The organism is Pseudomonas arsenicoxydans (assembly GCF_006438915.1).
Taxonomy (GTDB): domain Bacteria; phylum Pseudomonadota; class Gammaproteobacteria; order Pseudomonadales; family Pseudomonadaceae; genus Aquipseudomonas; species Aquipseudomonas arsenicoxydans_A.
In genome coordinates, this window is sequence record NZ_RCZE01000019.1 from 49677 (window position 1) to 62952 (window position 13276).

General features: G+C 59.0%; 8 protein-coding genes and 1 tRNA gene. 1 reads left to right on the top strand and 8 read right to left on the bottom strand.

Annotation, left to right across the window (positions count from 1 at the left end):
* Nucleotides 1-115: 115 nt before the first annotated feature.
* The 4 genes from pqqF to EAH78_RS29585 form a co-directional block, all read right to left on the bottom strand.
* A complete protein-coding gene (gene pqqF, locus EAH78_RS29570; RefSeq protein ID WP_140671594.1) occupies nt 116-2533 on the bottom strand; it encodes a pyrroloquinoline quinone biosynthesis protein PqqF in 2418 nt (805 codons plus the stop codon).
* A 48-nt stretch (nt 2534-2581) separates the two neighbouring features.
* The gene (locus EAH78_RS29575; RefSeq protein ID WP_140671597.1) at nt 2582-3376 is read right to left on the bottom strand and encodes a carbon-nitrogen hydrolase family protein; all 795 of its coding nucleotides are present in this window, start codon (nt 3374-3376) and stop codon (nt 2582-2584) included.
* Between the two features lie 12 nt (nt 3377-3388).
* Nucleotides 3389-5071: a flavin monoamine oxidase family protein gene (locus EAH78_RS29580; protein WP_140671599.1), complete on the bottom strand. Its 1683-nt coding sequence runs from the start codon at nt 5069-5071 to the stop codon at nt 3389-3391.
* A 231-nt stretch (nt 5072-5302) separates the two neighbouring features.
* Nucleotides 5303-5764: an Lrp/AsnC family transcriptional regulator gene (locus EAH78_RS29585; RefSeq protein WP_008067391.1), complete on the bottom strand. Its 462-nt coding sequence runs from the start codon at nt 5762-5764 to the stop codon at nt 5303-5305.
* A gap of 183 nt (nt 5765-5947) precedes the next feature.
* Here EAH78_RS29585 and EAH78_RS29590 point away from each other — a divergent pair, with 183 nt between their 5' ends.
* Complete coding sequence (locus EAH78_RS29590; RefSeq protein ID WP_140671601.1) at nt 5948-8302, top strand: glucose/quinate/shikimate family membrane-bound PQQ-dependent dehydrogenase; 2355 nt, start codon at nt 5948-5950, stop codon at nt 8300-8302.
* A gap of 86 nt (nt 8303-8388) precedes the next feature.
* On the opposite strand, the gene EAH78_RS29595 is transcribed toward EAH78_RS29590, so the two are convergent.
* The 4 genes from EAH78_RS29595 to EAH78_RS29610 all read right to left on the bottom strand — a co-directional run bounded on the left by EAH78_RS29595 (nt 8389) and on the right by EAH78_RS29610 (nt 13191).
* Nucleotides 8389-8829 carry a transcriptional regulator gene (locus EAH78_RS29595; protein ID WP_123433081.1) on the bottom strand — a complete coding sequence of 147 codons (441 nt, stop codon included), beginning with the start codon at nt 8827-8829 and terminating at the stop codon, nt 8389-8391.
* 5 nt (nt 8830-8834) lie between these two features.
* A complete protein-coding gene (locus EAH78_RS33475) occupies nt 8835-9158 on the bottom strand; it encodes a DUF4258 domain-containing protein (RefSeq protein ID WP_140671603.1) in 324 nt (107 codons plus the stop codon).
* Nucleotides 9159-9352: 194 nt separating this feature from the next.
* Nucleotides 9353-9429, bottom strand: a tRNA-Ile gene (locus EAH78_RS29605).
* A gap of 15 nt (nt 9430-9444) precedes the next feature.
* Nucleotides 9445-13191, bottom strand: a complete 3747-nt coding sequence (locus tag EAH78_RS29610; protein WP_140671606.1) for a bifunctional diguanylate cyclase/phosphodiesterase — start codon at nt 13189-13191, stop codon at nt 9445-9447.
* Nucleotides 13192-13276 lie beyond the last annotated feature (85 nt).

Consider the following 13276-nt stretch of genomic DNA (forward strand, 5'->3'; position numbering starts at 1 on the left):
CATATAGTCCACCTCCAGCTGGAGATGTTCAGATAGTTAGGTTGCTATGTTACTCAAAATTACAGCGCGGTTGCCCGTGAATCTTTGAGAAAGCTAATTGCAGCGCCTGTAATGATCATTTTGTCACTTGCCAAACCGCGCTCGGCCTTGGGCCGCTGGCCAGGCAGCGCCATCCGCCGAGCGCCTGATTCAATCGCTGTGTTGCGGCCAGTAATGCGTCGCGGTCGATCAGCAGAAGTGTTTCAGTCAGGCGCTCCAGATAATCCGACGAGTGGCCAGCCAGTTTGCCCTGCCAGAGCAGTTCGGCGGCCTGAGGGACGGGCAAGGTGTTCAGGTCGATTTGGTCTGCCAGGGATTGACGTTGGACGGTGAACGCCACCTCTTCCATGCCTGCGATCATGCCTGGCAAGTCGCTTAGGAAGTGTTCGATGTGTTCCAGCAAGCCTGCCGGTGCAACGCTCGGTGATTGCACGCCGAACAGAATCCCGGTCTGCCCATGGATCTGGCGCAATGCGCTGAACACGGCATAACCCAGTTGTAATTCGACCCGCAGACGCTGATAGAACGGCGTCTGGCACAGGTGCGCGAGCAGCCGCCAGGCGGCTTCGTCGGTGATGTCCGGCGTGGCCGTCGGACAGAACAGCAACAGCGCGTGTTCGCTGGAGCCGGTGTCGACAGTTGTCCACAGGTGCTGCGAGTTGATCGAGGGCGGCGACGATGGTCGATCCGCAACGCCGGGCACGCGGCTCAGCGCCAAACCCATCGCTGCTTGTGTCTGCGACGACAGGCCAACGGCCAGGCCTTCCCAACGCGCGCCCGCCCAAAGCTGCTGCAAATCCCCTGAGTCAGCGGCGGGTTCAAGGCAAAGACCAGGCAGCGTCTTAAGCAGTTGCTTGATCGGCATCAATGGGGCGCTTGGCGGTTCATCCTGTGAGAGTCCACGTGTTGTCAGCTCTTTCAAAGCGTGTTCGAGGACCGTTGCCATCGATGCCTGTAGCCCCGTCATCTTCAGCAGCCATTCATTGCCTGATGCGCTGAAGGAAAAGTCGATACCCGCCTGACGCGCATCTTCGCGTAATGGCTTCAACTGGTTTTCCAATGTCGACTGAAGACTGGCAAGAGGCGTGAAGTCGAGTCGCCAGCGCAAATAAATCGCGCCTTCATCGGTGTTATCAGGCAGCACCGAACTGAACTGCATCGGGGAGTTTTCGCGACGACTGCGCGAGCGGTCCTGGGCAAACGTGCGCAGGCCACGGTGTTTGCTGGTCTGGCCGCGAATCAGCCCGGCATTGGCCGCGGGCGCTTCGCTGCGTAAAAACGGATTTGGCGGCGGCAGTTGCCATTCGCCGCTGAAGTTATCCACAGCGCCGATTTTGTTCAGGATGTCTTTCAGCGCTACGACGCCCTGCGCGGATAACCCGGTTTCCAGTTGCTCACTGTCCCGTTGGGCCAACTGCAAGGCACCGCTGACTTGCTGCTGGCGTTGCAGCAGGGCGGCGTATTCTTCGCGCAAGCCGGCCCAGTCTTGATGAGAGGCAAAAAAACCCAGCCAGTCGAGAAGCGGTTGGCGAATCACGCTTTCCGATTGAGTGGTGATGAACTCAATGTGCAGCAAGGCTTGCCCGGCGAATTGATACAGCGGCGCAGCTTTCAGGCTGTCAGCCAGGCCTTGTTCTCGCAGTGTCGCCACCAGTCCGCCGGGTTTCGCGGCGTTCAGCCAATGGCACAGAAACGCCAGAGCCTCAGGCGATGACTCAGGTAACGTTTCGAACGCGAACAGAAGATCCAGCCGGCGTTCGCCAGTCTGTTGAAAAGTTGTTTCCGAAGCGTTCATCAGCGCCTCAGGCGCTTGTTGCGGGACTCGTTGCCCAGCGGGAATCTCTTTGCTGAAACGCTGAGCCATCTCACGCAGCTCATCGAGAGTCTGCGGTCCGGCCAGGCTCAGTGTCATCTGCCCGGTCTGATAAAACCGCTGATGGAAATCCTGCAACGCTTGCTGAAACTCAGGTTGCGGCACTGGCAGGCTGTCACGGTTGCCGGCATGAAACCCGCGCAAGGGATGGGTCGATGAAAGCCCATCGAACAAGGCCAATTGCTGTTGCGCCACCGCATCCTTCGACCAGGCGACGAATTCCGCGTGCAGCACTTCCCGTTCCCGCAACTGATCGTCCGGATTCATACGTGGATGAGCGAGCATGTCTGACAGACGCTCCAGCCCATCGGCCAGCATCTGAGGCGGCAGCTCGAAAAAAAAGTCGGTCGTGCGCTCATTGGTTCGTGCGTTTACCTGACCGCCATGACCCTGAACGTAGGCCATCAGCCCTTGCCCGGCAGGAAAGCGCTCCGTCCCCAGAAACAGCAAATGCTCCAGAAAATGCGCCATACCGGGCCACGCCAGCGGCACATCGTGACTGCCCGCCGCAACGCGCAGCACCGCCGCGCAGCGCTTCAAATTCGGGGCATGACGCAGCGTCACCCGCAAGCCATTGGCCAAGGTTTCAGTGTCGGGGCGAGGGTGATTCAGCGCAGGCATGAGCACTTCCAGTACAGAGAAGCGCTAATGCTAGCGGATTACAGGGGATCAGCGCTTGTTAAGGTCGCCGTAAAGCTCGGGACGGCGATCGATCAAGTAGCGATTGGCGGCGCGGGAGTCGGCCATCAACTGACGATCCAGTTCGCCGACAATCAGCGCTTCATCCAGGCCGGCCTGAGCGATGCGACTGCCATCCGGTGCGGCGATGCTGCTCTGGCCGCAGTAGTGGATCTCGCCTTCATGGCCGCAGTAATTGGCGTAGGCCACGTAGCACTGATTCTCGAAAGCGCGGGCGCGGACCGTGACGTCGGCGACGAAGTCGAAGGGAATCATGTTCGCCGTCGGCACCAGGATCAGCTCGGCGCCGGCCAGGGCCAGACGCCGGGCGTTTTCCGGGAACTCCATGTCGTAGCAAATCAGGAAGCCAAGTTTCCAGCCATTGAGCTCCACCAGCGGAAAATCATCCTGCCCGGCGCTGAACATCGAGTGATCGAGGTCGCCGAACAAGTGCGTCTTGCGGTAGTTGCACAACCGCTCGCCGTGGGCGTCGATCAACTGCACGGCGTTGTAAATCTGCCCGTCCTCGGTGCGCTCCGGATAGCCATACAAAATGGCAATCCCGGCCGTCTTGGCAATGCGCGCAATCTGCTGCGCCGACTCACCGTTGTGCACCTCGGCGAGGACGCTGACCGCATCGACGCCGATGTTGTAGCCGGTCAGGAACATCTCCGGCACCACCAACAGATCGGCGCCTTTCGCTTCCAGTGCAAGCTGATGCAGGCGTTGCAGATTGCCGGCGACGTCCAGGGGCAGCGGTGGACATTGGTAAAGGGCTACGCGCATTTCGGATTCCTCTTACTCGGGCAGGGCGATCGGACCGATCTCGTTGAACACATCACCTGGACCCGGGTTCTCGGCGTGAGTTTCACCGCCGAAGTGTTTCATGATGCCCCACACCGCGTTGAGCGAGGTCTGCACCGCGCCTTCAACCCATGCTGGCGTCCACGATACGTCGTCGCCGGCGATGAAAATCCCGCGTTGCTCGGCCGGCATGTCGTCCTGCATGAAGTGCGCATACATGCGCTGGTTGTAGCGGTAGTGGCCGGGCAGGGCGCCTTTGAAAGCACCGAGGAAATGCGGGTCGGCTTCCCACGACACGGTGATCGGATCACCGATGATGCGCGCGGCGATGTCGACTTTCGGGTAGATCTTTTTCAACGCGTCCAATGCCAGCTTCACGCGTTTTTCCACTGGGTGCGGGAGCATCTTCAGCGCGTCGCTCATCCACGAGTACGACAGGCAAATCACGCCGGGCTTGTCGTCGCCGTTATCGAACAGATAAGTGCCACGGGTCAGGCGGTCGGTGAGGGTCATGCTCATCAGGTCGCGGCCGGTTTCCGGGTCCTTGTCCTTCCAGAACGGGCGGTCGACCATCACGAAAGTCTTCGACGACTGCATGTAGCGGGTGCGGTCGAGGGCCATCCACATCTTTTGCGAGAACAGGGTTTCATCGCATTCGATCTGGGTGGTCAGCAGCCAGCTCTGGCACGTGGTCAGTACAGCGGCGTATTCGCGGGTGTCGCCGTTGTTGTCGGTGACCGCAAAACGGCCTTCAGCGGCGTGGGCGATTTTTTTAACCCCGGAGCGCGGCGCGCCTCGGTGCAAAGACTTGAGACTGGTGCCTTCGGGCCAGTGCACGCAGCGTTCTGGCACATGGCGCCAAATGCCTTGCGGGACTTGTTCGACGCCGCCGACGACCAGGTGCTGGTGATCATCGCAGTTGGTCATCACCACCCGGAAAATTTCCAGCATCGAGTTCGGGAAGTCAGAGTCCCAGCCGCCGGTGCCGAAGCCAACCTGACCGAACACTTCGCGGTGATGGAACGACAGTTTGGCGAAGGCTTTTGAGGTCGCGACGAAGTCGTAGAAGGTGCGGTCGTCCCACAGCGGAACCAGGGTGTTCCACAATTCTTTGAGGCGCGGCACGTCACGGTCACGGATCGCTTGCTGGATATCGGCGAACTGTGAACCGGCTTCCAGTGCATCTGCCCAGGCGTCAGCCACTTCCTGGAACAGTGCAGGAAGATCCGCCAGTTTCTGTGCGTAATGGGTTTTGCCTTCGATGTCGATCACCGTGCTGCCCGACGCGGGCGTCAGCGGGTTCGGAAAAGGCTTGGTCTGCAGGCCGAGTTTGTCGACGTAGTGATAGAACGCGGTAGACGATACCGGGAAGCGCATCCCGCCCAATTCGGCGACGATTCCATCGGTCCCGTTGAACGCCTGGGAGCGCAGGCGACCGCCCATCTTCGAGGCTTCGTATACGACGGGTTTCAAGCCTAGTTTCATCAGCTCATAAGCCGCCACCAAGCCTGCGATGCCAGCGCCGACAATCGCCACCTCGGCACCGTGGTTGTGCGCAGGAATGCTGCCCAGGCCAGCCGGGTGTTCGATCCAGTCGTCGAAGGCGAAAGGAAAGTCCGGGCCGAAAATGGTGACTGGTTTCTTACCGTCTGCAGGATGGCGATTGTTCTTGTTCATGGCTGACCTTGCTGGCGACCCGACGCGGGATGCGCGTCTGAGTATAGGAAAAGATGGCAGCCATTCTAGTGAGCGTAGAACACGTTAATAAGACGCAATGTGTCGTCGTTTTGCTAATAAACCAATCATTATGACGACAGAGAATTTCAATCTGACGAAACCCGATCCCTGTAGGAGTGAGCCTGCTCGCGATGAGGCCCTATCAGCCACCCATTAACTCGAGCCTGGCACCTAAACCGGCTGCCCACGATCAATCTTGCTACTCAAAATAATAGAGGTCGTCGTCTTCTCCACCCCATCCACACTGCCGATCTGATCCAGCAACTGATCCAGCTGCTCTGGCGAGTCAGTCCGCAGCCACGCCACATAATCAAATTCACCACTCACTGCGCACAACTGTTGAACTTGCGCCATCGCACTAAGCCGGCGCAGCACTTCCTTGCCCGAGCGCGGTTGTACGGTAATCCCGACGTACGCCTGCAAGCCGCCATCCACCACACGCTGACCGAGGCGCACACCGTAACCGGTGATGACCCGGGCCTTTTCCAGGCGCGCCAGACGCGAGGTGACGGTCGTGCGAGCGATGCCCAATTGGCGGGCCAGCATGGCCACGCTCTCGCGGGCGTTGATCTGCAGGGCGGCGATCAACTGGCGGTCGATCTCGTCAAGAACCGGTGGGCGTGTATCAGGCAAGGGGCGTCTCCAGTGGCGTGGAACAATGGCTGAGCATGTTACAGGCTCGTTTGACAGGACGCTTGTGGGCGATATTCGAACGGGTATTTGTACCGTTCAGAACATTTGCAATTGCGACAAATTGCCATAAGTAACTAGGTAGTACATCATTCCGCGCTTGTCACAAATGGGAAAACTTCCGACATGAATAATTCTGGGGCTGCCGTCGGCGGCAAATGGCTGGTGCGCGGTCTGGGTGTTTTGATTGCCTTGATCGGGCTCGGCCTCGCAGGTGGCGGCGGCTATCTGATTGCGCTGGGCGGCAGCGCTTACTTCTTGCTGATGGGCCTGGCGATGTTGGTATCCGGCCTGATGATTGCCCGTTGCAAGCCGCAAGGCGCGTGGCTGTATGGTCTGGCGTTGTTCCTGACTGCGATGTGGGCAGTATGGGATGCCGGTTTCGACTACTGGCCGCTGGTGTCGCGAGTGTTGACGTTCGCCGTGATCGGTCTGGTCGTTGCGTTGATGTATCCGACACTGGTGCGTGCTTCAGGCGCGACGGTGGGCCGCGGTGCATATGGCCTGGCCGGTATCCTGGGTGTCGGCGTCGTCGCAACGATGGCCTACATGTTTGTGCCGACGCATGTGGTCAAGGCCTCCATCGAACCGGCGGTAACGCCGGTGACGCCGGGCACTGAGCAGAAAGACTGGGCGCATTGGGGCAACACCACGGCCGGCAATCGCTTTGCCGCGCTGGACCAGATCAACAAAGGCAACATCGACAAGCTGCAAGTCGCGTGGACCTTCCACACAGGCGACGTCCCGCAAAGTACCGGTGCCGGCGCTGAAGACCAGAACACCCCGCTGCAAATCGGCGACACGGTCTACACCTGCACCGCCTATGGCAAAGTCTTCGCCCTGGATGCCGACACCGGCGCCCAGCGCTGGAAGTTCGACCCGCAAGGCACTGCGCCGAACTGGCAGCGCTGCCGTGGCTTGGGTTACTCCGAAACTCTGCCGTCCTCGGATACCCAGCCCACTGCCTGTACGAAGCGTCTGTTTCTGCCGACCGGCGATGCCCGCCTGATCGCCATCAATGCCGACACGGGCAAACCCTGCGAAGAGTTTGGCGATAAAGGCACTGTCGACCTGAAGACCGACATGGGCGAAGTGAAACCGGGCTATTACCAACAAACCTCGACCCCGTTGGTCGCCGGTAATGTGGTGATCGTCGGCGGCCGCGTGGCTGATAACTACTCCACCGGCGAGCCGCCAGGTGTGGTCCGCGCCTATGACGTGCGCAGTGGCGAACTGGTGTGGGCTTGGGATCCGGGCAATCCGAACACGACCAAACGCCCACCTGCCGGGGAGACCTATACCCGTGGCACGCCGAACGTTTGGTCGGCCATGTCCTACGACGCCAAGCTCGGTCTGGTGTACCTGCCAACCGGCAACGCCACCCCGGACTTCTTTGGTGGCCAGCGCACGGCATTTGATGACAAATGGAATTCGTCCGTCGTCGCTATCGACGTGAAGACCGGTCAGGTGCGCTGGCACTTCCAGACCACTCACCACGACCTCTGGGACTTCGACCTGCCCGCCCAACCGCTGCTGTACGACGTGCCGGACGACAAGGGCGGCCTGCAGCCAGCCTTGGCGCAAGTGACCAAGCAGGGCGAGATCTTCCTGCTCAACCGCGAAACCGGCGTACCGATCGCCCGCGTCGAAGAGCGTCCGGTGCCACAAGGCAATGTCCCCGGCGAACGTTATTCGCCGACCCAGCCGTTCTCGGTGGACATGCCGTCAATCGGCAACAAGACATTGACCGAGTCCGACATGTGGGGCGCCACGCCGTTCGATCAACTGATGTGCCGCATCCAGTTCAAAGGCATGCGCCACGAAGGCGTCTACACGCCACCAGGTCTTGATCGCGCGTTGCAGTTCCCCGGCTCGTTGGGTGGCATGAACTGGGGCAGTGTTTCGGTGGACCCGAACACGAATTACATGTTCGTCAACGACATGCGCCTCGGCCTCGCCAACTACATGATCCCGCGCAACAAGATCGCCGCCGGGGCCAGTGGTATTGAAATGGGTGTTGTGCCACAGGAAGGCACGCCGTTCGGTGCGATGCGCGAACGCTTCCTCTCGGCGGCCGGCATTCCATGTCAAAAACCACCGTTTGGCACCATGTCCGCCATCGACCTCAAGACCCACAAATTGATGTGGCAGGTTCCGGTTGGCACTGTGCAAGACACCGGCCCGTTGGGTATTCGCATGCACTTGCAGATCCCGATCGGTATGCCAACGCTGGGGGCTTCGCTGGCGACCCAGTCGGGGCTGTTGTTCTTCGCCGGGACACAGGATTTTTATCTGCGTGCGTTCGATACCGGCAATGGCAATGAGATCTGGAAGGCGCGTTTGCCGGTGGGTAGCCAGTCAGGGCCGATGACGTACGTTTCGCCCAAGACTGGCAAGCAGTACATCTTGCTGACGGTAGGTGGTGCGCGTCAGTCGACGGATCGTGGGGATTATGTGATTGCGTATGCGTTGCCCAAGTAGGGGGTGAATCGCAAGTACGACAAAGCTGTGCCATTCGCACACAAAAAGCCCGGCATTTTCGCCGGGCTTTATCGCAGCATTCATATTCAAGCGCATGCATTACCTTGGTTATGCCATCCGCCTTCAAACTCCAAATTCAGTTTGTAGAGGTCGTGGTCCAATTTGTTGATGGTATTGATAGCTGCCATCAAATCCGCTTCGCCAGTTTTGGCTTCGAGATAAAGGCCCCTCAAGTAGCGGTCGTTCACCATTGGGATTTTGTCGGTCTTTTCCCAGATTGCTACAGCCTGGCTCGTCAAACCAACGATCTCAGCGAGACTTTCTTGAGACAGCCCAAGCTCTTTCCTGAGAAATCGGAACTCAGCCCCTGTCAACACAGATGTCTTCTCGGCGATGGCCTTGCCGATAACGTCATGTAAGCCTTTCACATCGGTGATGGCGACGGACTCGCCATACGCGGTCTCTTTCACCACGAAGCCATTGCTAAGCCATACATTTGGCAGGCCGCTCTCTACGTAGTGGTACATAAAATTCACCCCTTTTTTTGTATCGTGGTCACTATGACGAGAAATGTCCCGTCGTCATCAACGTCGATTGCGCCGACGACCTGGAGAGGTGACCCAGCTCTAAACCAGGAAATAGTAAACCTCCAATCACCCCCTGGTTGCTGAAACGGCCCTTCAGTGATCTGCCCCTTGCCCAGACAATCCATCACATCCGGCATGCTCACACCTCGCTCAATCATCCTTGCCTTGGCATGCGGAGAGTAGAAGATGCGTTCCGATACCTCCGAAAGCCCACGTATTATTTCGAGAGCTTTCTTTTTTGGCAGTGGAAAAGGCAGTAGGAGGCTCATTAGTTTTCTATAGTATTTATAGGTTGAGTCATCCTAAAGTTCAAGGCTAGCTTGTCAAATTCAATTGTATGTCTAGGAATGACGCCACTGAGGTGGCAAGCCCACGCCGACACTAAGCTGCCTTTTGAAGAAAAAAGCTTGGGGAGCCTGAACGCCGGACACGAAAAAGCCGCGCAATGCGCGGCTTTTTTGTTTGGTGGGCCCACACGGACTTGAACCGTGGACCAAAGGATTATGAGTCCTCTGCTCTAACCAACTGAGCTATAGGCCCTCAGTAGGCCGCGGATTATAGCGACGGTTTCTCGGCTGTGCTATCCGAAAAATCCGATACGGCTATACGAAGAAACGTCGCGGCGAATTCGTCGGCGGGAAGAGGCGGGCTCACGATGTAACCCTGGATCTGTTCGCAGCCTTCGGCGGCGAGGAATTCCTGTTGCGCCAGGGTCTCCACACCCTCGGCGATGACGGTGAATTGCATGCTGCGGCCCAGGGCGATGATCGCGCGAACGATGGCGGCATCATGCGGATCGTCAGGCAGGCCGCGGACGAACGACTGATCGATCTTGAGAATGTCCAGTGGCAGGCGCTTGAGATAGCTCAATGACGAGTAGCCAGTACCAAAGTCATCGATGGCTAACTGCACGCCCAGTTGTTTGAGCTGGTGCAGCACCGCCAGCGCTTCTTCGGCCTGGCTCATGATGAAGTTTTCGGTAATCTCCAGTTGCAAAAATCCGGGCTGGAGATGGCTGTCCTTGAGCAATTGTTCGATTCGCCCCAACAGATTGGGTTGACGCAATTGGGCGCCAGCGAGGTTGACCGATAGCGGGCCGAGGCATTCATACACCTGATTCCACTCGTTCATTTGCCGGCAGGCGGTTTCAAGGACCCAGTCGCCGATTTGCAGAATCATGCCGTTTTCTTCGGCCAGGGGAATGAAGTGTTCTGGCGGCACCATGCCAAAGGTCGGGTGATGCCAACGAATCAGTGCCTCGGCGCCGACCAGTCGATGGTCGTCGAGGCTGATTTTTGGCTGGTAGTGCAGGAACAGTTCGTTGCGCTCGATGGCGCGGCGCAATTCGTGTTCCAGCGCCACGCGCTCGCTGGCCTGGGCGGTGAGGTCGCGGGTGTAGCTTTCGACCCGGTTGCGCCCCTTCGCCTTGGAACGGTACATCGCGGCATCGGCGTTCTTGACCAGCGTGGCGACGTCGCAGCCGTCCTTGGGGTACAGGCTGGTGCCGATACTGGCGCTGATGAAAAACTCGTGTTCACCGGCCTGGAACGGCGCCCCGAAGCAGTTGAGCAGTTTGGTCGCGATATTGTCGGCATCGCTGTTCTGTTGCAGGCCCGGCAGCAGGATGATGAATTCGTCACCGCCCAGGCGCGCAACGGTATCGATGTCGCGTAGCTGCTCCTTGAGGCGCACCGCGATGCCTTTGAGCAGCAGGTCGCCGACCGGGTGGCCGAGGCTGTCGTTGATGTGTTTGAAGCGGTCCAGGTCGAGGAACAGCACGGCGCCTTGGCCACCATTTTCCTGTTGGGTGTTGAGCGCGGTCTGCAGTCGACTCTCGAACAGTGTGCGGTTTGGCAAGCCGGTCAGCGGGTCGTGGTGCGCCTGGTAGTCGAGTTTGGCCTGAGCGTGTTTGAGGCTGGAAATGTCGGCGAACACCGCCACAAAGTGGGTGATGAACTTGTCCCGGTTACGCACGGCGCTGATGGTCAGCCAGCTCGGGTAGAGTTCGCCATTTTTGCGGCGGTTGGAGATTTCGCCTTGCCAATGACCTTCTGCAGTCAACTGGTGCCACATCGCCGCATAAAACGCGCTGTCATGAAGGCCAGAGGCAAGCAGGCGAGGGGTGTGGCCCAGTGCTTCGCTCTCGCTGTAGCCGGTAATCTCGGTAAACGCGCGGTTGACCGCGCTGATGTGCTGCTGGGTGTCGGTGATCAGCACGCCTTCGGCCGTGCTTTCGAACACGGTGGCGGCCTGTTGCAGCTTTTCCTGCATCAGGTGCCGCTCGGTGATGTCCCGGGCGATGGTCAACATGCAGTCGTCATCACCGATAGGTAATGGGCGGCTCGACACCTCGCAGAGGCGAATCTGCCCGTCGCTGCGGCGGATGTGGCAACTGAAGTCGCGGACGAAACCATCCCGGTGCAGCAGGTCAAGCATCTGTTTGCGTTCGTTGAGGTTGACCCATATCCCCAGGTCCAGGGACGATCGATCAACGGACATCGCGCTGTTGAAGCCGGTAATGCGGCTGAAACCTTCATTGACCTCCAGCAGCAATCCGTCGCTCTGGCGCGACAGCAACAAACCGTCCGGGGACGCGTGGAAGGCCTTGGCGAATTTCTCTTCGGACGTTTGCAGTTGTTGCTGGGTTTCTTTGAGCTGGCTGATATCACGCACCACCACCACCAAGGCAGGTGTTGTGTTCAAATCAAAAGGCTCGGCGGAAATCAGGCCGGTGAACACGTGGCCGTTACTGCGGCGAAAAGGCATCTCCAGGTTGCGGATGCTGCCAGCCTGCAATCGCTGCAACAGACCCGGCCCGACGCCGGGGATGCCCCAGATGTTGAGGTCGGTGGCGGTCTGGCCGATGACGTCTTCAGCCCTGAGGCCGATTTGCTCTTCGAAGGCTTTGTTCACCTCCAGTAGGCAACCGTCGGACAGTCGCGCGATCACCAGAATGTCCGGGCATTGCTGGAAGACCGAAGCAAATTTTTGCTCGGACAGACTCAACGCTTCTTCAGTGCGTTTGGCATCACTGATATCGATCATCAGCCCGCGCATGATCGGTTCATGACCGTGCTCGATCAGGCTGACTATATCGCGCACCCACAGGCAGCGACCGTCGGCGGTGATAACCCTGTAATCGACGCTGTGATCGCGCCCGGCCAGCACTTCGTGATCACAAAAAGACTGTGCCCGGGTCAGGTCTGCGGGGTGGATGATGTTGCGCCAGAAGCCTGGAATCAGCCAATGAGACAGGGGATAACCGAGGAGGTCTTCGGCATGGGGTGAGACGTAGCTGTAGGTGAAATCGCTGATCCGTGCTTCCCAGGCGATGGCCGACAAACTTTCGACGAGCCCGCGATAGTGGTACTCGCTGCTGCGCAGTTCCTGCTCCAGGTCGACCCGGCGCGCAATTTCAGAGCTCAGGCGTCGGTTGATCCGGATCACCACGGCCAACATGACCGTCAGAAACAGCAACCCCGGCAAGCCGTAGACCAGCAAGTCCGACCAGAAGGTGCGATGTTCCAGGACATTGCCCACCCAGTGTTCCTGAATGGCGCTGATTTCACTGGGGCTCATGTCCGCCAGCACTTTGTCCAGAATGCCGACCAGAACCTTGTTGCCGGGAGGCACAGCCATTGCCAGTTGATAGCGGTAGGGGGTTTCGCCGCTGACATACAGCCCTTCGAGCTTGAGCTGGCGAAGGCTCCAGACACTGGAAGCGAGATCGCCCACCACGGCGTCCACTTCGTCGGTGGCCAATGCCTGCAAGGCCGAGCTCACACTGGACATCGGCACGAGATTCAGGTCCGGGTGGTGGGTGCGCAGCAGCTCATGGGGCGCATAGTTTTCCACCACGGCGATCTTCAGCCCGTACAGGTCTTCGAGTTTGTGCGGTTGGGCGCCGCCGACATGGGCCAGAATGACAATTGGAAAGTCAAGATACGGGCGAGTAAACGACAGGTAGGACTGGCGCTCCGGGGTCGACATGATGCCCGGTAAAACGTCCAGCTTGCCTTGCTTGGCCTGTTCCAGCACGACCGTCCAGCTGACCGGTTCGATGGGCGTGAGCTTGATGGCCAGCCGTTGACGGATCACGTTGATGTAGTCCGCAGCAAGGCCCTGATAGCGGCCCTGTTCATCGCGAAACTCAAACGGCGGCCAGGACGCGTCCACGCCCAGGCGCAAATCCGGGTGTGCGCTCAGCCAGCTACGTTCGTCGTCGGTCAGAGTCAGCGCGCCAGCCGTTGCGGTCCAGGTCATCAGCGACAGCAAAAAAAACACGGTCGGCAGTCTGGGCATAACGGTCTCGTTATGGCTCGGGGGAATGTTTCGAGTGTAGACGGGCTAGGCGGCGGGGGGGAGGTGCGAGGGATTTAATCTGCAT